Genomic DNA, 21,279 nt, shown 5'->3' with positions numbered 1-21,279 from the left:
TATGAATCAACTCCCGAAAAGTCTGAGCTGCTTCTTTTGTGTCTTCTTCTGATCGGTTAATTCGACCGTGTATTTCCCCGTGAAGCAAGCGTTACAGAAGTTTTCTTTCCCATCCACTTTTTTGGTATCATCTACCGCTTTCATGACCCCTTCCAGGCTCAGATACCCTAAAGAATCCGACGTTATATACTTTCTTATCTCCTCTGTTTCAAGAGAATTCGCTATGAGCTCCTCTTTAACAGGCGTGTCTATGCCGTAGTAGCAGGAGAATTTCGTAGGCGGGGAGCTTATCCTCATATGAACCTCTTTTGCTCCTGCGGACCGTATCATTTTTACTATCTTTCTCGACGTTGTTCCCCTCACGATAGAGTCGTCCACAATTACGACTCTCTTTCCGTCAAGAACCTCCCTGATGGCGTTCAGCTTGAGCTTCACGCCGAAGTTTCTTATCGACTGCTGAGGCTGTATGAACGTTCTCCCTACGTAGTGGCTTCTGAGCAGGCCCAGCTCGAGCGGAATACCCGCCTCCTCGGCGAATCCCATAGCCGCGGGGACGCCGGAGTCCGGCACGGCGACCACAATATCCGCGTCCGCAGGGTGTTCGATAGCCAGCTGCTTGCCGAGAGCTTTTCTAACCTGGTAAACGTTTCTTCCCGTTAAAAAGCTGTCGGGCCTTGCGAAATATATGTATTCAAACACGCAGTATGCGTGCTTCGCCTCACCGAAGGGTTTAAATGATTGAACTCCGTTCTCATCTACCAGTATCAATTCTCCGGGCTCCACCTCCCTTACGTATTGGGCCTCTATAAGATCGAAAGCGCATGTTTCGGAGGCAAACACGACCGAGTCTCCCAATTTGCCCATTACGAGGGGTCTGAATCCATAGGGGTCCCTTACGGCAATCATCGCTTCAGGCGTGAGGAACAGCAGCGAATACGCTCCCTTGGTGCGCGTAAGGGCCTCGATAACCCGCTTTTCCAGCTTCTCCTCTTTGGATTTCGCTATGAGGTGCACTATTACTTCCGTGTCCGTAGTGGACTGGAATATGGCTCCTTCCCCTTCAAGCTCTTCTCTAAGGGTTCTTGCGTTTGTCAGGTTGCCGTTATGGGCTATAGAGAGTGCGCCGCGGAAATAATTTATCACGATCGGCTGCATATTCTTGGTCTGGCTCGAACCCGTGGTGGAGTATCGTACGTGGCCTATGGAGTTTTGTCCGGGCAGGCCGGAGAGAATTTCCTCGGTGAATATATCGGAGACGAGCCCCATATCCCGGTGTTTGTGGAGATTCACGCCGTCCGACGTGACTATTCCCGCGCTTTCCTGCCCCCTGTGCTGAAGCGCGTGAAGACCCAGATATGTCAGGTTGGATGCTTCGACGTTACCGTATATGCCGAATAAACCGCACTCTTCTTTAAGCTTAGGCATAGCTTTTAAGTGTGTTTTCGAATCCGGATGACCAGGCCTTTAAGGCTTCTGTTACCGGAATATCGATCATATCCTCGATAAAGAAACGTGTGCCCGTAACACTTCCGATTATTTCAACGGGCACACCGTGTTTTTCCGCTATTTGTTCAATTCTTTCTGAATTCTTTTCGTCGAGTGAAATTATCGCCCTTGCCTGGGATTCCGAAAACAAGAGGGCGTCTTTCCTGATCGTATCGGGCAGCCTGATATTAATACCCACCGGACCACTCGGAGTGAAACAGGATTCAGCCAGTGAAACCGCAAGACCTCCCTCGGAAAGATCGTGAGCCGAATTAATTATACCTTCTCCTGATGCTTCAAGTAAAGCGTCTATAAGTCCCGACTCCGCTTCCAGGTCGAGCCGCGGCGGGCTGGTGCCTGTTTTTCCATGTATCTGCATGAGATACTCGCTTCCCCCGAATTCCTCCCTTGTATCGCCGAGCAGAACGATAATGTCTCCTTCATTCTTAAACCACTGTGTTACGTGTTTCTCCACATCCGGAATCAGCCCCGCCATTCCGATAGTGGGAGTGGGATAGATGGCTCTGTCTTCGGTTTCGTTATAGAAGCTCACGTTTCCGCTTACAACCGGCGTGTTAAGTTTTAAAGCGGCCTCGGCCATGCCTTCGATCGAGCGTTTGAACTGCCACATTACCTCCGGTTTCTCGGGGCTTCCGAAATTGAGGCAGTCGGTAATCGCAAGCGGCAGGGCGCCTGAGCATGCAAGGTTTCTCGCGCACTCCGCGACAGCTATGCCGGTTCCCGTGAAAGGATCGAGGTAGCAGTATCTGGAATTGCAGTTTACAGTCATGGCGACCGCCTTTGTTGTTCCCTTTATTCTTATTACCGCGGCGTCGGAGCCTGGCAGGGTCACGGAGTCCGTTCTGACCATATGGTCGTATTGCTCGTATATCCAGCGCTTGCTCGCTATAGTGGGGGTTGCGAGGAGCGTAAGTAATACACGGCCCAGATCCTGGTCCTGTGGGACCGGAATGCTGTCAATGTTAAAGTTTTCGTTCTCGGTTATATATTCGGGTTCCAGGACGGGCCTTTCATAGAGGGGCGCTTCTTCCGATATAAGGCTGATCGGGATATCGGCTACCTTTTCCCCCTTTTCCATTATTTCAAGCCTGCTCCGGTCCGTAACCTCTCCTATCACACTGAAGTCAAGGCTCCATTTTCTGAAAATATTCTCCGCTGTTTCTTCCTTTCCCTTCTCAAGCACTATGAGCATACGCTCCTGTGACTCGGAGAGCAGAACCTCGTAGGCGTTCATCGAATCTTCCCTTCTCGGCACCTTGTCTATATCTATCCTGATCCCTGTGCCGGCGCGCTCCGCCATTTCAGTCGAGGACGAAGTGAGCCCGGCGGCGCCCATGTCCTGAATTCCCACTACGACTCCGGTCTTAAAAAGCTCAAGGCAGGCTTCGAGAAGGAGCTTTTCCGTAAACGGGTCCCCCACCTGTACGGCAGGTCTTTTCTCCTCGGCCTCCTTCGTGAATGTTTCAGATGCCATGACGGCTCCGTGTATGCCGTCCCTGCCGGTCTTGGAGCCGACATATATGACGGGGTTCCCCACTCCCTCGGCGTAACCCCTGAATATTTCCTCAGACCTGGTAATTCCTAGAGCGAAGACATTCACAAGAGGGTTTCCGTTATAGCAAGGGTCGAAATAAACCTCGCCCCCGACGGTCGGTATTCCGATACAGTTTCCGTAGCCGGCTATCCCTGAGACGACTCCGCCGACAAGGTATTTTGTTTTCGGAAGGGAAGGGTCACCGAATCTGAGGGAGTCGAGAATTGCGACAGGTCTTGCGCCCATTGTGAATATGTCTCTGAGTATTCCTCCGACGCCCGTGGCCGCTCCCTGATAAGGCTCGATAAATGAGGGATGATTATGGCTTTCCATCTTGAACACTGCGCAGAGTCCGTCCCCGATATCCACTACTCCGGCGTTTTCTCCCGGTCCCTGAATTACCTTTTCCCCTTTTGTCGGCAGTTTTTTCAGATGGATTCTAGAGCTCTTGTAAGAACAGTGCTCCGACCACATTGCTCCCAGAATGCCGATTTCCGTTAGGTTCGGCTCTCTTCCGAGCGTATCCGTAATTTTTTGATATTCTTCCTCGGTAAGCCCGTGGTCCAAGGCGGTTTTCAGGTTAGACATATCGTCTCAATCTCTCTATGTTTAATATACCAGTTAATTCCCCTGTATCCATTTGCCGGTGCTTATCTTGAGCCCCTCAGAAAAATATCAATATGACATCGTACTTGGTTATGTCAAAAACTTTTTCGATTTTCCCGCAAGAACTTTTAAACTAGCGCATAACCGGGCTATTGTATAACCTCCGGTCGCCTTGTATCATTACTAAGATATAAGAAATATGACAGAGCATTTGAAAGAAAGGATAAATATAAAGGACTTAAGTCCCGAAGAAATAGAGAAATTCGTGGCGGATAACCGATTAGAGCCCTTCCGCGCCCGTCAGATAGGAAAGTGGATTTACGGTAAAAGGGTTTCTTCGTTCGAGGAAATGACCGATCTTTCCAAGGAGCTCAGGCTAATGCTGAACGGGGCTTTTTGCCTTGATGACTCGATTGAGCTCGCCGATAAACAGGTCTCTCAAGACGGGACAAAAAAGTACCTTTTTAAACTCCGGGACGGAAATCAAATCGAAAGCGTTTTGATACCGGACAAAGGGAGATTTACGCTATGTGTGTCCTCTCAAGTAGGGTGTGCTTTAGGATGCACGTTTTGCCTCACGGGTACTGTGGGAAAGATCAGAAACCTGAGCCCTTCCGAGATAATTGACCAGTATTTGCTGGTTAATCGGTATAATAATGATTGCATTACCAATATTGTCTTTATGGGTATGGGGGAGCCTCTCGATAATCTCGACAATCTTGTCAGGTCTGTAAAAACTTTGACTGATAAACATTTTCTGGCGCTTTCCCCGAGGAGGATCACGGTTTCTACGTCAGGCCTCGTTCCTCAAATTAAAAAGCTCGGCGCGGAGGTTTCCGTAAACCTGGCGGTGTCTCTGAACGCCCCGACGGATGAACTCAGAGATGAAATAATGCCGATAAATAAAAAATACCCCATCCGGGAGCTTCTTAGCGCGAGCGTGGAGTTCCCTGTGCCCCCGAGAAAAGCGCTCATGTTCGAATATGTGCTCCTGAGCGGGGTGAATGATTCTGACAAGGACGCGTACGACCTGGGTAATCTGCTGCGCGGTATAAACTGCAAGGTAAATCTTATTCCTTTCAACCATGCTTCTCCTCTTCTTTACAATTCGCCCGCCCGGGATAGGGTGATAGGCTTTCAGGACATTCTTAAGACGTACGGAATTAATGTGAGAATAAGAAAAAGCCGCGGCTGCGATATTCTGGGCGCGTGCGGACAGCTGGCGGCAAAATACCCTGCCAGGAAGTCCAAACGGGTCCGAAATTCCACTCGGGCGGTAGTCTGATATAAGGTTTTATCAAAGGTAAGGCAATAATGACAGGCTCGGAAATAAGAGGTCAGTTTCTAAAGTATTTTGAAAGCAAGGGTCATACGGTTGTGAAGAGCTCTTCACTTATACCGAAAAGTGACCCGACCCTTCTTTTTACCAACGCGGGGATGGTCCAGTTCAAGGACGTATTTCTGGGTATTGATAAAAGGGATTACAAGAGGGCTGCATCCGCCCAAAAATGCGTCAGGGCCGGCGGTAAGCATAACGACCTGGAGAATGTCGGCTATACGTCGCGGCATCACACATTTTTCGAAATGCTTGGCAACTTTTCGTTCGGGGATTACTTCAAAAAAGAGGCGATAGAATTCGGCTGGGAGCTTATCAACGGTATTTTTAAGCTCCCTGAAGAGAGGCTCTGGGTCACGGTGTTCGAGGAAGACGACGAGGCGGCGGAGCTGTGGCTGAAAACGATAGGACTTTCTCCCGACAGAGTGGTAAGAATGGGGGAAAAAGACAATTTCTGGGCGATGGGCGATACCGGTCCGTGCGGTCCCTGCTCGGAGATACATATAGATCAGGGGGAAGAATTTAGCTGCGGCAAGCCTTCATGCCTGATCGGCTGTGAGTGTGACCGGTATCTCGAGCTTTGGAATCTTGTTTTCATGCAGTATGACAGGGATAAGTCTGGAAATCTCAATCCGCTGCCCAATCCCAGTATCGATACCGGAATGGGGCTTGAGAGGATTGCCGCAGTGCTGCAAGGGGTTAAAAGCAATTACGACACCGACCTTCTGAGAGGCCTGATATCCAAGGTAGAGGAAATATCGGGTAAAGAATACGGCCTTGACCCGTCATCGGACATATCAATGAGGGTAATGGCCGACCACGCGCGCGCTGTTACGTTTCTTATAACCGACGGTGTATTTCCCTCAAACGAAGGAAGGGGTTATGTGCTGAGGCGGATACTGAGACGGGCGGTCAGGCACTCGAAGATGCTCGGAATCGAGGAGCCCTGCCTGTATAGAATGACCGACCGTGTCCGCGAGATAATGGCAAGCGCATATCCGGAGCTCGACGAGCGAATCGCGTTTGTAGCCGACGTCGTAAAAAATGAAGAAGAGAGGTTTTTTGAAACGATAGACAGGGGCCTTGAGCTTCTGAATACGGAGATAGAAAAGATAGGGAGTAAAAAAATCATATCAGGGGATGTCGTGTTTAAGCTCTACGACACGTTTGGCTTCCCTGTGGATCTTACCCAGGACATAACGAAAGAGCGCGGGCTTGCGCTTGATTACGCCGGGTTTGAAAAAGAGATGGAAATGCAGAGGCAGAAATCTAGGAAAGCCCGGAAGGGAGCGGGGGCGGAGGAGCTTGCCCCTTTGTATAAGGAATTCGCGTCCGGGGGGCTCATGGTGAATTTCACCGGGTATGACAGAACGAGCGACACGGGAAGAATAACCGCGATTATAAAAAACGGCGTGCTCGCGGAAAGCGCGAATGAGGGGGAAAGCGCCGATATAATTACAGATCAGACCCCCTTTTACGGTGAGTCGGGGGGCCAGGTAGGCGATAAGGGAGTGATAGAAGGCGAGGGCGGAGTCGCGGAAGTAGCGGATACGAAAAAGCCTCTCCCGACTGTAATTGCGCATCACGCAGTAATTAAAAAAGGTACTCTCTGGGTAGGAGACAAGGTAGAGCTCAGGGTCAACGAAAAACTCAGGTACGGCGCCGAAACCCACCATTCGGCGACGCATATCCTCCATGCGGTTCTAAGGGAGGTGCTGGGAACTCATGTGGGTCAGGCCGGGTCTCTTGTCGCGCCCGGGAGGCTCAGGTTCGATTTCACTCACCATTCCTCGATTGACGAAAAAGATTTGAGAAAGATGGAGGAAATAATCAACGAGCGTATGAGATGGGATGATAGAGTGATAACTGAAGCCGATATCCCGTATGATGAGGCGATCAAAAAAGGGGCAATGGCATTCTTTGAAGAAAAGTACGGGGACAGGGTGAGGGTTGTCAGCATCGGGGATTACAGTACGGAGCTTTGCGGGGGTACCCATCTTGGCTCATCGGGTGAAGCCGGTCTCTTTAAGATCGTTTCCGAATCCGCTTCATCGGCGGGTGTGAGGAGAATAGATGCGCTTGCGGGGGAGACGGCATGGAATTTCATGAGGGGCAGGGAGGAAAAGCTGAGCGAGGCGGCCGAGATACTGAAGGTTCCCGAGTCCGATATTATCTTACGGCTCAGAAAATTGGTGGAGGAGCATGAAGGGGTCAAAAAAGAGCTCGAGACCTATAAGGGAAAAATGCTGAGTGAAAAAACCGGGGACTTGCTGGAGGCCGTAAAAAAGGTAAATGGAATGAATGTCCTTTCGGTTGAAATTCCCGAGGCCGACGCCGGTCAATTGAGGAAGGTCTGGGATGATTTAAGGAACAGGCTCAAGTCGGGTATCGCGGTTCTGGGGAGTAAGGAAGACGGCAAGGCTTACATACTCGTAGGTGTTACAAAGGATTTGAGCGATAGGTATCACTCGGGGAATATCGTCAAAGAGCTCGCTCCGCTGATTGGCGGTAAAGGAGGCGGCAGGCCCGATATGGCTCAGGCGGGCGGGAACAAGCCCGAGAAACTAAACGAAGCGCTCGACAAGGTGTTTGATTTAATACAGGGGGGCTGACTCCACCGCAGTTCATCGGTTATTTGCTGATTCCCTTTTCTTCAAGAACGTGTTTAATCTTTTTAAGCGCCGCGCTCTCGATCTGCCGTACCCTTTCTCTGGATATATTGAATTTCGTCCCGAGCTCTTCAAGGGTTTGAGGCGTGTCCGATAAGACTCTTTCCTCGATAATATAGCGTTCTCTTTCTTTGAGCGTTTTAAGCGCGTCGGCCATTCCGCTCTTGATCCGTTCTTCTTCCTCGGCTTTGGTTATGATCTCCTCCTGGTTCTCCTCTTCGTCGGTAAGGTATTCCAGGTGAGACGCGTTGTCTTCCTTTTTTATCTTGGCGTCGAGCGACAGGTCCTTGCTTGCCATTCTCTGATCCATCTCCATAACCGCCTCATCGGGCACTTCGAGTTTCTCGGCGAGTTCCTTGTAGTCTTCCGCGCTAAGGCTGTCCCCGCCCATTTCCATTTCATTTTTAGTCGATCTGAGTTTATAAAACAGCTTTCTCTGGGCCTGTGTCGTGCCCAGTTTTACGAGGCTCCAGCTCTTGATGATGTAATTTTGTATGTACGCGCGAATCCACCAGACCGCGTAAGAGATGAGCCGGTACCCTTTAGTCGGGTCAAACCCCTTAACCGCGTGCATGAGTCCCACGTTACCTTCCTGAATGAGATCCATCGTGTTGAAACCGTAATTTTTATATTCGTTCGCTACCCTGACGACGAACTTGAGATTGGATGTAACAAGCTTTCTCGCGGCGTCCAGATCGCCATCATTCTTGTACTTCATCGCGAGCTTATATTCCTCCTCGCGGCTCAGCACAGGATAATTGCTTATTTCTGCCAGGTAACGATGGAGGGAAGTAGTGTGAGCGGGTAGCAGGTTTGCCTGATGCTTTTTTTTGTTAGTCTTTTCGGATTCTTCAGCCATAGAATTTACTGTCTTTCTTGAGAGTTATAGTTAGTATACTTTTCAGAGGAGTCCTTATCAACCGGCTATATTATTTGTGGCGTAAGGCGCCGGATTTATTGTAATTATAAAATTACGGCTTCATCACTTGACGTATATAGTTCGACTGTATAAATTTATTCGCTTAAGTTCTGAGCCTGTTTTATTCGGTTCCGGTGTAGCTCAGCTGGCAGAGCGGGTGGCTGTTAACCACTAGGTCGGGGGTTCGAATCCCTCCGCCGGAGCCAATAATTACAGTATTATTCCTCCATACCCCATTTACCATACATCTCTTGGCTACAGTTTTGGCTACAGTTCTATTTATAGTTGGCTAAGATTTCCACCGCTTTTATTAAAGAATCACCAGGATGAAAGTACTTCATAGTGGTTTTTATATCAGCATGACCTAAAATTTCCTTTACCGCAATAATGTTTGCTCCATTTTCAGCCATTCTGGTCGCAGCTGTATGTCTTAAGTCATGGAAAGTAAAGTTTTCAACCTTAGCTTTATTACGAGCGGTTGTAAAGGTCCTTTTAAGAGCGCTAGGATTATTAGGGCTATACGGTATAGCTTCCGGGGTTACGAATACATAACCTGTACTAATGGTTTTGATTTTCTGCTCTAATAAGAGAGTTCTTAAGCTTGAAGAAATTGGAATTCTTCTATTCTTTTTACTTTTCGATATTTCAGCTCGAATTGTTATCAAATTATTACCAAAATTCACGTCTTCCCATTTTAAGCTTAAAATTTCGCCTTGTCTCATACCTGTCATAAGAGCTGTCTTGATAATCGGATAAAGATGTTCTGAGCTAGAGTTCATAAGTCTAGCTTCCTCGTCTAATGTTAAAACTCTTATACGCTGGCTCTCTGTTTTTAATAGCCCGGACTCAGATACTGGATTGTCTCCAAAAAACTTTTTCCATTTCTTCGCCAGATAAAATAAATGCCTAAGCACTTCTAGCTCTCTATTGACAGTTACGGGTTTAACTTCCTGTAGGCGTTTTTGTTTATAGTCATCTATGTCTTTTGCTGTTATTTCAGAGAGTTTTTTATCTCCGAATAGTGAATTAAATATTCTCAAGTGTGCTTCGTCCTTTTTCCAGCTCCTTTTGAATTTGACCTCTCTCTGATACACCATATAATCACGAGAAAATTCTCGTAGGGTAGGGATGGTTGTTTTTAACATATCCAGTTGGCCTAAACGTAATTGTTTCTTTCTTTCAGCAAGCCTAGCTAATGCGATATCTTTTGTAACCTGTCCGACTTTACCAACAAGTTCCCATTTGTCCTTTCCATTCACAGAATATCTGATATACCAAAACTCAGATTTCTTCCCCTTAGAATTTATTCTTTGTCTTTTGAAAACTCCCATTTATTATCTCCTTTTAATTTCAAGATATTTTAGCCTTTTAGTTTTGCATGTGTTTGGAACATTCAGTTCTCAACAAAATTTCATTATTAGATAATTGTGACTATATATTATATATTCTCAGTTAGAAATATCAAGAAAAATATTGTAGGGTATTCAGAATGTAATAAACGTAGTCTATAATTCTCATGCTTTATAATCTAAATAAAACATTTACAAATAGCATCTGCTGCATTCATACCTATGGTTAAGGAGACAATATGCAGCCTACGACTATCAATAATTATAGTGTAAGAGCGAATTGTCCTGATTGTGGGGGTGCTATATTATTATTTGACCATAGAAAGTCTGGGGGGGGCGAATATGGCTCTATTATAGCTTATCAAGGTATACATCAATACCAAGATGAAACATTCAATAGAGTAGTTTATACATTGGTAAGGTGTTCTGGGTGTGGGCGCGGTGGGATAGCTAAATTTCATGATAATGGAAACGGTCCAGGTACTCTTGAGACATTTTATCCACGAGCAGTACCTCATGCTTCATTACCAACCAATATTCCAGACAAAATAATGAATGAATTCAGAGAAGCAGAACTTTGTTATTCTTTTGAAGCATGGAGAGCAGCAAGTGCACTGCTACGTTCTACGTTAGAAAAAACATTAAAAGAAAAAGCACATTCCGACATTTAGAGTACTTGGTAACGAGATTGTACATGATGATTGGAAAAGAGTTGAAGAGGATGAAGTTGCAGCGGCTATGCATTATATTCAACGCATCCTAGAAGATTTCTATGATGACCGAGAGAGTGTAACAAAACTATTATATGAAAAAAACAGACTTGCTGTCCCAGAATCGAAAGTGTAGTGACTAAGCCAGTCGACAAGGTGCTGGAATAAAATCTTCGAGTTTAATTACATGGCTTAACATTTCTTGACTTTCAGCTGTATGTGAATATCGTTGAGCGAAATCTTCACAAAAGAAGTTGTGATACCTCGCGGCCCATTCATATTTTGCATATACATTTGTGATTCCTCTATAACTTAAGAGTCCATGTTCTATCTGGTTCTTATGTTGAATTATAAAATCAAAGAATACTTGGTCATAAGGATAAGCAATCAATGATAGATTTAGGTAGTTTATAAAGTACTCTCCATCCGCATCTTTGAGTAAGTCATGATAATGTGGAGTACTTTCAATCCTTCCTCCGTGGGCTTCAAAATGCTTCTCTATTGACTTCCTCGCTGAGTTTGAGAATACAATGCGCGGTGCTCCATTACTTTTATCTAGTTGAACTGCATCAACAAATGCTTCACCAAAAACAACATGCTCATCTATGTAACATTTTCCGTATGCAACTCCACCGCGTATAAAGAAGCCATCTAATGCTAGGAATAGCTGAAGGTTTGAAATTAGCCATATTAAGTCGCCTAACTCTGGTTCTCCATGATCCCATTCAGGTCTTTGGATTGGGTATCCAACCACCACGTTGTCAGTAAATGTTTTCATCTCAAAACGAGCATAATCTTCTTCAGGCCAAAACCGTTCAGGGCCTCTGTGTCCCAACATCTTTTCATAAGCTTTACTAAGTGTGTTATTTAATTTTTGCAAATTAGCATTTGTACTTCTCTGTGCAAATTCTTTATAACCCAGAATATCAGAATGACAAACTAAGGATTTAATCTGTCTGTTACGTTGTTTTAGGTAAGGGTTCTTATTCTTAAATTTCTTGCTCATATATAGTGATATAATTCAATCTTAATATGGGATACAGTGGGTCAATATTATAGAAGACCCAAGTATAGTATAGTTTATCTGGTTCGGTAACTCTTTATGAAATTAGTCTACTTAGTAGAATTGCGAGTAAAATCTTTAATGTAATATAAATTAATCTGGTTTAGGAATAGCAGAAAAGAACATATGTCTGCCCGAATAATTCCAATCCCTTATATCTTGCTCAATAAAAAACCACTTTATTACACCTAGTAGTAGGTCAACCGGATAACCTGTGGAAAACCTAATTTCTGTATAAGAACTTTTATTAAGGTCCTTACAAGTATATAAGTCTTCTATTAGTGAAAAAAGTTTGCTATATAGTACTTGATTTTCTGAACGCTTAGATGTTAAATCTTGTAATACATCGTCATGCTTTGGATAGTCTCTTCTTCTGCCAATGCCCTGACTAAATTCAATATTCTCCACACTTATTCGAAAATCAAAACCTTTTTTTAAATTGGCTGGCCTCTTTAAATATATTCTATTTCCTGAAGAGAGAGTTTCTACGAAGTATATATAATTAGAATAATCTTCTTTTTTCCCTGGTTTCTCATTTAAAAATAGTTCCACAACTCTTCTTCTTATGTCTTCTCTCGTCCCTTCATTTGAAATTTGAGCATTTATTTCAGTTACTGGCATATTACATGAATAACACAATTATTTACCCTTGTCCATACAGACTAAATGTGTCTATTTCCTACAGACTTTGGTATCTTAATATGTGTAGTTAGTATCTTTTACAAGAATTTCTATACGGGAAGAAATCACATGCAAGTTCGAAAGAATTGGCACCTTACCAGAGATAATGTGTTTTATGCAAAACCGTTTCTAAAATGGGCTGGAGGAAAGCAGCAATTAATACCACAATATCAAAACTTCTTTCCTATAGAGTTTGGAGATTATTATGAGCCCTTTCTGGGTAGTGGAGCAGTATATTTTCATTTATTCAATACATCTAGTTTAAAGAACCACTCTTACCTATCCGATAATAATGTTGAGTTAATAAATACATATGTAGTTGTACGGGATAATTTAGATGAATTAATGGTATTACTTAAAATTCATCAAGCTTCACATAACAAAGAATACTACTATGAAATCCGCGGTCTTGATAGAAATGACAATATAAAGCTCAGCGATGTGGAAAAAGCCGCTAGAATGATTTACTTAAATCGAACTTGTTTTAATGGTTTATACAGAGTGAATAGCAAAGGGTATTTCAATGTACCCATTGGGAGGTATAAAAATCCAAAGATATTATTCGAAGATGTTTTGAGAACCGCAAGTGATGCACTACAAGATGCCAATATCAAAGTACAAGATTTTAAATATATACTAAGTAGCCCTCATAAAGGGGATTTAATATATTTTGACCCCCCTTATCATCCATTGAGCGAAACTTCGAGTTTTACATCTTATACTTCAGGAAATTTCACAGATGAAGACCAGCGTGAGCTTGCAAATGTTTTTTCTCAGCTTTCTGCTAAAGGGTGTTTATGTATGTTAAGCAACTCATATTCTGATTTGATTTTAACGCTCTATAAAGACTTTAAAATTCATATAATTCAAGCTAATAGAGCTATAAATTCAAAGGCTCATGGAAGAGGCAAAATTAAAGAGGTATTAGTTACAAATTATTGATTTGAGTTTGACTTGAGTTGTGTAAGAAGGTCTATTAGCTTGTTTGTGATAGTTTTAAAGTCACTTTGAGAGATTTCTACTTTCCAATTTACTCCTTTCTTAGCTGTATTCCACAGTATCAGATTGTCAATTTCTTGCTTATGATTGTGTTTAAATTCTATGTTGGAGTGTGCTATGGAATTTCTCAAATAGCGGATTAACTGGTTTAAGTCTTTTACTTGCTTGTAATTTCCTATGATTTTCGGTATTGGCCAACCTTGATTTTGAAGGTCTGTTATTGGTATTTTCGGGATTTTCTTCATATACTTTTGTTGTGGGAAAACAAGTAATCCAAGCATCGAGTTAACTAGTTGTGTAACTTCAAATGTGATGCATCCTGCCTTTTCAAGTGCTTCAATAACCTTTAAATTATGGCTAGTCCGCTTAGCAAAATCTCTAATAAAATCAGTATCGTCATATTTCATAATTATTGTTCTTAAAACTACTAGAATGAATAACCAATTACTCTTGGATTCCTCATCTCAATATCTCTTCGAGAATCCCATTTTCAATCATGTTCAAATTGAAGAGATAATCATTGTGGTCGAATGTTTCTCTAAGAGGCCTAGCACTACTCTTCCATCCATATCCATCTGTTATCCATATGAACTTATGTTTATTCCTCAAGACGTCATAGAGATTTCGATATTCTCCTGCAGTTGATTTTAGTTTTGAGCCTCCGCCTCCATAGAAATTCGTTTCAATTAAAAAAATTTCTTTGCCATTATGGATTACAAAGTCATATCGACGAGATGACTTATCTACTGGTACATTATAATCCCACTTTCTTTTGATTTTGATTGAATCAGCTTCCTTTAAATATTCATATCCACTTCTCTCGCATAAATCATCAACAAATACTTCAACAATGTATTCCATTGATTTTCCACCCCTATTTTTACGGGCATTACTGTCTATGCCTGCTTCAACCCCTATCATGTAATCAACAAGACTTTTTATTTTTCTTGATTGAAGAAGTTCCTTTAGCCCTGTTTTTTCTATGAATAAAAGGTAGTTCTCAATATCATTTTCGTCTAGTTTTTTCTTAGAGAAATCAAAGTCTGCATATGTTAACTTTTTCTCGTTGAAGTCCACAAGAATCTTAAATCTTTTTCTACTTTGCCCATCCCTAACAACTAATGCCGGAATTGCTTCAATTGAAGACGGGTACTGTCTTAATATTTTTCTAAACTCCTCGTCGAAATTATCTTTTCCAATAAGGTAATTGAGCACATTCAAATGTAGCTCTATCTTATTCGTATTATCAAGAACCTTGTCCCAATTCACGAAGTATGTCCAAAGAGTAATGCTAGGTTTGAGAGTATCAATTAGATAACTGAAGACCTCATCTTCATTATTACAATTTAGGTTTTTATAGAAGTCGAGATAAATCATGTTCAGGTAAATTGATATCCAATCTATAAGAGCAAATCAGAAAACCTTTTCTTCGACAATTCCAGGTACTTGATTTCTTTATCTACACCGATGAAGCTTCTGTTATTGTGGAAAGCAGCAATTCCAGTAGTTGAACTACCAGTAAACGGGTCAAATACTAAATCACCCTCATGTGAGGATGATAAAATTATTCTGTGCAATAACTCTAATGGCTTTTGTGTAGGATGTTTCCCATATTTCTTTTCGAATCTATGTGGTGTATTAATAGCCCAAACGCTTCTCATTTGTTTTCCTGGATTCTTGACGGAATCGTTAACGTGCCAATCTCCATTCTTCATTTCTTCGTAATTGAAACAATGTTTGGAATTTTTATCTTTTCTTGCCCATATTAAAGTTTCATGACTTGCAGTGAAGTAACGACAACTCAAATTTGGAGATGCGTTTGGTTTATACCAGGCAATATCATTCAATATATGATATCCAAGCATCTGTAATACCGCTCCACATTGATAAATCGAATGATATGTTCCACTAACCCAGATAGAACCACTTGGCTTTAATATTCTTTGGCAGGCTTCCAACCATTTAAGGTGAAATTCAAAATCTAGTTCGAATCCTTTACTTTCATCCCATTGCCCCTTATTAACTGATACACGTCTTCCAGCGTGAACGGAAAAGCCATTATTTGATAAATTGTACGGTGGGTCCGCAAATATCAAGTCGACAAAATTTTCTGGTAAAGCATTCATTAATTCCAAACAATCGCTATTGTATAAAACAAAATTACTAGAGTGAAAATACGGTTTATTTGTGACAGATTGAAGTGTTATTTCTATGTTATTATGAATTTTATTCTTCGTTAGATTCATACTCATTCTTCTTTGTTTGGATTAAGAGGTTCTTGAATTTCGAAACCTTTGGTTTTCATTACTTCATGTATCCATCCCCGTATTAATTCAGATACGGATAGATAATTATCCTCAGCATATTTCCTGAGAAAATGGTCTTCATCTTCGTGTAAATATATATGTATTAATTTTGGTCTGAATCGTTTTGGCATGTATATGTATCATATAGTCATAATTTAGAAAGTCAATAAATCTAAGAATCGGCTAACTTCGGACCATATTTGAAACTTGATTTTTATCATGACATTATTTGCTAGAGCAGTCGGAGTAAATGGGTGCGAGTGATTTGAATGTGAATGCACTATCTATACTGTTTACATGAGCAATTCTTTGACCTACATTCGTTTATATAACAGTCCAAATCAATAGCACTATCTTTTTGTTCTTGAAAAGCTTTAATATCGACATGCTCGATTTTCATATGTCCACAATCTCCACATTTATTAATAAGACCGCTCTTCGAGCTGAATTCAATAATCTCCTCTACTGAAGAACAATCTAGAGTTTTCGCAAGGTTTCTCTCACTGCTAGTTTTAATCTTTTTATAGATGTCTTGTTTAATTTCACTTTCATCCTCGGGAGTGTAATTACCCGATATAGTCATTCCGACTCCTTGCGTTATTTGCTCCGTTTCCAAATCATGCGTAATTTTCAAAAGTTGCTGATAAACCCTTTCATAACGAGTACAAACTACTTCTAGATGAGAATACTCAATTTCACTGATAAAAAATCTGTGGATGAACTTATTCCTTATACTGTATAAATTATCAAGTTCATGATATAAAGCAGATTCAATAATGTTCTTCTGTCGGACTAATTTGTAAATCTTTCTCTCTGTAAAATAGAGCTTATCGTCATTCTGATAAATATATCGCGGATTAATTGTGGCGTTTCCGTTCTTAATCTGTTCTTTCAATATGAGACAAATGCGGCAAAGCCCATCAGTTAATGATGCGTATAAAACTAAGCCTTCAATCAGGAAGCCCTGTTCGTGGGCTCTTTGTAAGAGCAACCGCGTTGCACCAAATGTGTGAACAAAATTTTTGAATTTTTCGAGATTTTCACTAGTAGAAGTTCTGTGATTTAGTTTGCTCATATTCTTTCGACCTATATTTATTATCCAGAAGTGTTTTCTTGATATATCAGTTCTGACATTACTGGATTTTTATCTAATTTTATATGATAGGCTGTGATGTCAGGATTTTCGTGTCGAGCTTTCAAATATAAAGTAAAATTCCCATTTTTTTGTAATATTTGGACATGCCAATAAACTCTTTTTTCGTCTTTGGTTGTATTCATCTTTTTTAACCATGCTGAAAAAACTTCAAAGGGAAATAGAATTATGTTATCTGAAGAGCCACAGCCGAATGCTACAAATGGTTTTGAGCATTTCTTTAGGAAATCTTTTTGATATGGATGAAAGGCAAACCAATAGCCTGAACTATCATTCTTTACATATTCCTTCGAAATCGCAATACTGAGTCCAATATCGTTGTCTATGCTTGAATATAATGACTTAGTTCTTTTTACTAAATCTATACCTAATTGTTTTTGGATAAATTCTATACTTCCTTCACGAAAGGATACTGGTATTTTCTTTCTATGACTTTCTGATTTCTCTTCAAAATCATCCACAATTTCTCCTTCACTTTCTGTAATACCTTCAGCTGTGGAGAAAATCATTTCGATTATTTCATCGAGTTTTGTATATTCTTTAGGTAATAGAACTTGGAAAATTTTGTTAACAGTATCAGGGTTGTCCAAGTCCTCTTTCACAGTCATGAGTTTAATTAAAGCGTCTATACTAATAATTCTAATGGACCATGCGTATTTGGAACCTCTTACTTGTGCTTCTAAACCGCCTGTATCTTCCCTCCCTACAACCAATAATATTGATACATCTTCATTTGTTTGATTCTCTCGAGATATGAATGTCTTTCGATAAGATGCAATTGTGTCTAATTTTATGCGGTATGCGTCAGTTGTCTTTACTTCGACAACAATGAACTTAGACTGAGGAGTTTTCCAAATGCCATCACAATTAAGTTTATTTTTATTACCTAGATATATGCCATTAGTAACTTCAAATCCGATTCTGTTTCCAATTTCGTTAATGATATCCTGCAAAACATAACCTGAATCCTGAAACTTTTCTTGTAAGCACTCAATAGCATATTCTCTGAGTTTGTTAGAAGGAATTATTCTGAGAAATTCACGAAACTCAACTGAGGTTGAAGAACCATCTCGAAGTTTTCCATCTCCCGCAAAAGATATAATTTGACTGACCTTCTTATCAATTAATTGGGATTTATCACTTGACCAAACACTTAAGAGGCTCATTATTAAATATTGTAGAACAAATAGTTCTGTTATCAAACAGTAAGCTGTTTTCAGTTTCTATCTACAATTTATAAATCATTGCTCTTTTTCTACTTTTAGAGGACCAATTTTTTTCATTTCGAGCTCGATAGTTCCCTTATCATATGAAGAAAGTATTATTAATTTTGGTAATAAGGCTTTGGACTCCGGGTTGAACGGTACACAGTAGATAACCTCCGGATACATTTTGACGACAACTAGATTTGTATCTTGGACAACATAATATTCTTTCGTTGTCTCCGCTTTGGCGACTCCTTGCGTGTATGCTAACCAACTGCTAACGAATATGAATAATAAAAGATTGTAACCTGCTGGTCCTATTAAATTAAAAATACGACCAAATATACTTTTGCTTCTAGCAGGTTCTTCAGCTACTTCGTCGGCAATAATTTTTTCACTAAAGTTTTTCTTTTTGGAATGAACTAAGATTGGCCAAATCAATTCAAATATTATTAAAACTACACCAAAAAAAATATATATAATCCAATCTGTTCGACGGAAACCATAATTTATTATATGTATTAATAAGAGTAGAATTATTAATGATACTCTAACAGCTTTTACTTTTAGTGCTGGATGTGTTGGCCAAAACATTGCTAAGAAATTTCCTATGAGGAATACAAGCCAAAGCACTCCAATTAGGAGGACAAAAACAGTAAGAACTGATTCTAATTTCAGTTGAATTAGATTATAAGGGATGTCGAAGGTTTTAAAATAACCAACTTCGTATACAAATGCTATCCAATACGAGCAGGCTGTAAAAATTGCTATTAAAGTAGCTTCAGGTATTAGATTTAGTAATTTGTTCTCATTTGTATATGAACTCATTTTTCCGCTCTGTTGCAAATTCTAAGCAGGTTTTGTTAATTTTTGTCCCTTGAACAAATTCAGTAAAGATTTTTTACAGTTTCTCTATTATGGTCAGTCAGTAGCATTTCCTGAAGGTTCATTATTCTCGGGAAATCACCACTTCAGGATTACACTTTCGTTAGTAATTAGACATAGCTAACATCGATTGATGAAGTTTCAAATTCTGATTTTCAAGCCAGTCCACATAGGATTGACGATTCGCTATTCTTTTCAATATTTGCCGTATTGTTATAGTTGTACCTAAAACAAGAACATAAGAGGGTAAACCTCCAATTCTAGCTATATTTGTTAGCATTAGTTCGACAGCCATACCTGTAGAAATTGCTCCTGAGGATATAGCCGTTTGTTCAAGAGTGTCGTGTATAAATTGTTCTGAATTTTTTGCTCCTTTATACATTAAGAAAGCGTTCGCTAAGACATGGAGTGAAGCTGCAGTAATACTTGAACCTATAATTTCTGTGAAAAAATTTTCTAAAGCTTCACTGGCATTAGCCGAGAAGCCGAAACCCAACTCGGTCATGTCTCTTGCTTCACTGCTAGTAATATCAATCTTGTAAATTTTAGTCTCTAAATCCAGTTCATTTACCATTTCGACAACCTCTTCATGGATATCCTCAGGTACTGCGAAATCTATAGAATTAACTATCTGGTCCCCGTCTGTAATTTCTCCAAGCTGAAGCTTATCATTAACTTCTTTTATCTCACGAATTACCGAAGAAGGTTCGGAATATAGTTTAACTTGCACATACTCCTTTGTGCCCTCCGACGTAGGTAGCACAGCATCCCAACCTTTTTGGCTGCCAGATTCCGCCAATCTCGCATCAAGACCGATTTTCTCAGCCTCATCGATAAATCTGTTTTCACCGACCTGTCCTACAATTTTATTTATAAAACCCTCAATAGAGTTATCACCGAGTTCTATTTTTTCGTATATTAGTGCTCGAATTTCCTCGTATGTATCAGCCTTATCCTTCATAAGGGCTGTAAAGGCCTCTTTCAGCTCAGGTTTTATCTGGTCTAGGATTTGGTCTCCGTGAAGCACATCGAATAAAACTACTCCCGGAGCAATTGGTGTATTCAGAAGCTCATCAACCCTTTTCTCATTGTCCCAATGCTCGAATATTCTCTCGCTATTCTTAATAGCGGACCCGTACAATAAGTCGAATTTATGTATGTTCATTTTTTATCCGGAATTTCAGACGAATTTAATTCTGAGATTTTTTTCTCTAGTTCCGAGATTCTCTCTAAGGCTTCTTGAAGTTTAGTGGCTAAGAGGTCGTTATACCTATCCTGAAGCGATAATCTTTCCTGAACCAACTCATACATAGCCTGGCCGCTTATTACATCTAGGGTTTCCCCTGACTTCGTTTTTATAGTATGTATATGTCTCTGCGCACCTGATTCGACAAACCTTGTAGAAACTTCTTCGGATATCTTTTTCGCATGCTCTTTAAGTTTTGGATTCTTGTCTACAAATTCATTACTTTTTAATGAGACAAACTCTTTCGTATTATCGAGGATGCCTCTTAATTTGGAATAGGTGGTTTGATTTATTTCTTCTACGTCTGCGCACTGAGGGCAAGAAGAGATATTGTCTTCGGTTTCATAATCACACTTACCACATACAAACCCCATCTTAACCACCTCATACATCAGTATGAAAAGTATCGACAGAATAAGAACCGACCTAATCGATTATCTCATAAGACTCTCCTCAGTGTCAATCTCCTGTGAATTATTCGGCATAAATGATGTGAAAATCCGATTCTATTCAGTGAATACGGGTGTTATATTAGGAGTATCATAATCCGAAAATCCTAAAATTTCTCGGCGTAAATATAATTTATCAGCGGGCCTTGTTTCACGCCTCTCTCATTTCCTTAAGCTTGTTCATGAGCGTTTTTTTATCGAATTTGGCGTGTGCGTATTCCTCGGCTTCTTCACCGTTTAAAATCTCGTCCGGCTCATGTTCTTTTATCAAACCGATTTTCAAGAGCTTATCCATAGTATCCATCTCAGTTTTCCATATGAGTCCCCAGTCAGCCATTTGTGCGGCTTTAGACTGTACCACTGCCTTTACTCGAAACAGCTCTGAAATCACGGTCCAGGGGTCGAAGCCCCTTGCGATTAGTCTGGCCCTCATAGCCTCGTCTATTTTCTTCAATCGGGACCGTACTGTGTCTCTGTGAAGACCTAATAGGGCCGCTATCTTGGCTATAGTGAAGTTTTCCTCATAACGCAGGAATTCAATAATAAGCGTCTGCTCTTCCTTCGACAGACTTGCAGGGTGGAGTTTATTATTGATAACTAGACCTATTATTTTTATTATATCTCGTTGAGTTCGTAGCTTATTTATTTTCCCTACTTTCATAA

General features: G+C 41.0%; 20 protein-coding genes and 1 tRNA gene. 5 read left to right on the top strand and 16 right to left on the bottom strand.

All coding sequences use genetic code 11. From position 1 onward, the window contains the following. Positions 1-6: 6 nt before the first annotated feature. Both purF and purL read right to left on the bottom strand, forming a co-directional pair. A complete protein-coding gene (gene purF, locus RIG61_01545) occupies positions 7-1,425 on the bottom strand; it encodes an amidophosphoribosyltransferase (protein ID MEQ9617840.1) in 1,419 nt (472 codons plus the stop codon). After that, entirely contained in the window at positions 1,418-3,628 is a 2,211-nt protein-coding gene (gene purL, locus RIG61_01540; GenBank protein MEQ9617839.1) for a phosphoribosylformylglycinamidine synthase subunit PurL, read from the bottom strand. The genes purF and purL overlap by 8 nt, the downstream gene beginning before the upstream one ends. Before the next feature lie 217 nt (positions 3,629-3,845). Between purL and rlmN the strand changes: the two genes are divergently transcribed. Continuing rightward, complete coding sequence (gene rlmN, locus RIG61_01535) at positions 3,846-4,931, top strand: 23S rRNA (adenine(2503)-C(2))-methyltransferase RlmN (protein ID MEQ9617838.1); 1,086 nt, start codon at positions 3,846-3,848, stop codon at positions 4,929-4,931. Between the two features lie 29 nt (positions 4,932-4,960). Then, the gene (gene alaS, locus RIG61_01530; protein MEQ9617837.1) at positions 4,961-7,594 is read left to right on the top strand and encodes an alanine--tRNA ligase; all 2,634 of its coding nucleotides are present in this window, start codon (positions 4,961-4,963) and stop codon (positions 7,592-7,594) included. A gap of 19 nt (positions 7,595-7,613) precedes the next feature. Here alaS and rpoH read toward each other — a convergent pair whose 3' ends face one another. Next, a complete protein-coding gene (rpoH, locus tag RIG61_01525) occupies positions 7,614-8,510 on the bottom strand; it encodes an RNA polymerase sigma factor RpoH (protein MEQ9617836.1) in 897 nt (298 codons plus the stop codon). A 190-nt stretch (positions 8,511-8,700) separates the two neighbouring features. Between rpoH and RIG61_01520 the strand changes: the two genes are divergently transcribed. Then, a tRNA-Asn gene (locus tag RIG61_01520) sits at positions 8,701-8,776 on the top strand. 69 nt (positions 8,777-8,845) lie between these two features. Here RIG61_01520 and RIG61_01515 read toward each other — a convergent pair. Beyond that, positions 8,846-9,901, bottom strand: a complete 1,056-nt coding sequence (locus RIG61_01515) for a tyrosine-type recombinase/integrase (GenBank protein ID MEQ9617835.1) — start codon at positions 9,899-9,901, stop codon at positions 8,846-8,848. 257 nt (positions 9,902-10,158) lie between these two features. Here RIG61_01515 and RIG61_01510 point away from each other — a divergent pair, with 257 nt between their 5' ends. After that, positions 10,159-10,590: a hypothetical protein gene (locus tag RIG61_01510; GenBank protein ID MEQ9617834.1), complete on the top strand. Its 432-nt coding sequence runs from the start codon at positions 10,159-10,161 to the stop codon at positions 10,588-10,590. 178 nt (positions 10,591-10,768) lie between these two features. Here RIG61_01510 and RIG61_01505 read toward each other — a convergent pair whose 3' ends face one another. Continuing rightward, positions 10,769-11,635: a hypothetical protein gene (locus RIG61_01505; GenBank protein ID MEQ9617833.1), complete on the bottom strand. Its 867-nt coding sequence runs from the start codon at positions 11,633-11,635 to the stop codon at positions 10,769-10,771. A gap of 150 nt (positions 11,636-11,785) precedes the next feature. Continuing rightward, positions 11,786-12,313, bottom strand: coding sequence for a DNA adenine methylase (locus RIG61_01500; GenBank protein MEQ9617832.1), 528 nt, complete (start codon positions 12,311-12,313; stop codon positions 11,786-11,788). Between the two features lie 129 nt (positions 12,314-12,442). Between RIG61_01500 and RIG61_01495 the strand changes: the two genes are divergently transcribed. Beyond that, positions 12,443-13,315, top strand: coding sequence for a DNA adenine methylase (locus RIG61_01495; protein ID MEQ9617831.1), 873 nt, complete (start codon positions 12,443-12,445; stop codon positions 13,313-13,315). Here the strand turns inward: RIG61_01495 and RIG61_01490 are convergent. From RIG61_01490 to RIG61_01445, 10 genes are all read right to left on the bottom strand, one after another. Beyond that, the gene (locus tag RIG61_01490) at positions 13,309-13,779 is read right to left on the bottom strand and encodes a HEPN family nuclease (GenBank protein ID MEQ9617830.1); all 471 of its coding nucleotides are present in this window, start codon (positions 13,777-13,779) and stop codon (positions 13,309-13,311) included. The genes RIG61_01495 and RIG61_01490 overlap by 7 nt on opposite strands. Positions 13,780-13,831: 52 nt before the next feature. After that, the gene (locus RIG61_01485) at positions 13,832-14,749 is read right to left on the bottom strand and encodes a type II restriction endonuclease (protein MEQ9617829.1); all 918 of its coding nucleotides are present in this window, start codon (positions 14,747-14,749) and stop codon (positions 13,832-13,834) included. Positions 14,750-14,772: 23 nt separating this feature from the next. After that, positions 14,773-15,498 carry a site-specific DNA-methyltransferase gene (locus RIG61_01480; GenBank protein MEQ9617828.1) on the bottom strand — a complete coding sequence of 242 codons (726 nt, stop codon included), beginning with the start codon at positions 15,496-15,498 and terminating at the stop codon, positions 14,773-14,775. A 122-nt stretch (positions 15,499-15,620) separates the two neighbouring features. Further along, complete coding sequence (locus RIG61_01475) at positions 15,621-15,809, bottom strand: hypothetical protein (GenBank protein ID MEQ9617827.1); 189 nt, start codon at positions 15,807-15,809, stop codon at positions 15,621-15,623. A 149-nt stretch (positions 15,810-15,958) separates the two neighbouring features. Next, the gene (locus RIG61_01470) at positions 15,959-16,753 is read right to left on the bottom strand and encodes a hypothetical protein (protein MEQ9617826.1); all 795 of its coding nucleotides are present in this window, start codon (positions 16,751-16,753) and stop codon (positions 15,959-15,961) included. Positions 16,754-16,773: 20 nt separating this feature from the next. Further along, positions 16,774-17,997: a hypothetical protein gene (locus RIG61_01465; GenBank protein MEQ9617825.1), complete on the bottom strand. Its 1,224-nt coding sequence runs from the start codon at positions 17,995-17,997 to the stop codon at positions 16,774-16,776. A 75-nt stretch (positions 17,998-18,072) separates the two neighbouring features. Continuing rightward, the gene (locus RIG61_01460) at positions 18,073-18,864 is read right to left on the bottom strand and encodes a hypothetical protein (protein MEQ9617824.1); all 792 of its coding nucleotides are present in this window, start codon (positions 18,862-18,864) and stop codon (positions 18,073-18,075) included. Positions 18,865-19,024: 160 nt separating this feature from the next. Further along, positions 19,025-20,086: a hypothetical protein gene (locus RIG61_01455; protein MEQ9617823.1), complete on the bottom strand. Its 1,062-nt coding sequence runs from the start codon at positions 20,084-20,086 to the stop codon at positions 19,025-19,027. Then, entirely contained in the window at positions 20,083-20,559 is a 477-nt protein-coding gene (locus RIG61_01450; protein ID MEQ9617822.1) for a hypothetical protein, read from the bottom strand. The genes RIG61_01455 and RIG61_01450 overlap by 4 nt, the downstream gene beginning before the upstream one ends. 208 nt (positions 20,560-20,767) lie before the next feature. Continuing rightward, the gene (locus RIG61_01445; protein MEQ9617821.1) at positions 20,768-21,277 is read right to left on the bottom strand and encodes a helix-turn-helix domain-containing protein; all 510 of its coding nucleotides are present in this window, start codon (positions 21,275-21,277) and stop codon (positions 20,768-20,770) included. Between the last annotated feature and the right edge of the window lie 2 nt (positions 21,278-21,279).

It is taken from the genome of Deltaproteobacteria bacterium (assembly GCA_040223695.1).
In the GTDB taxonomy this organism is placed as follows: Bacteria; Desulfobacterota_D; UBA1144; order Nemesobacterales; family UBA2774; genus JAVKFU01.
The sequence above is the reverse complement of the archived record's forward strand: the minus strand, read 5'-3'. Positions and strand labels throughout refer to the sequence as shown.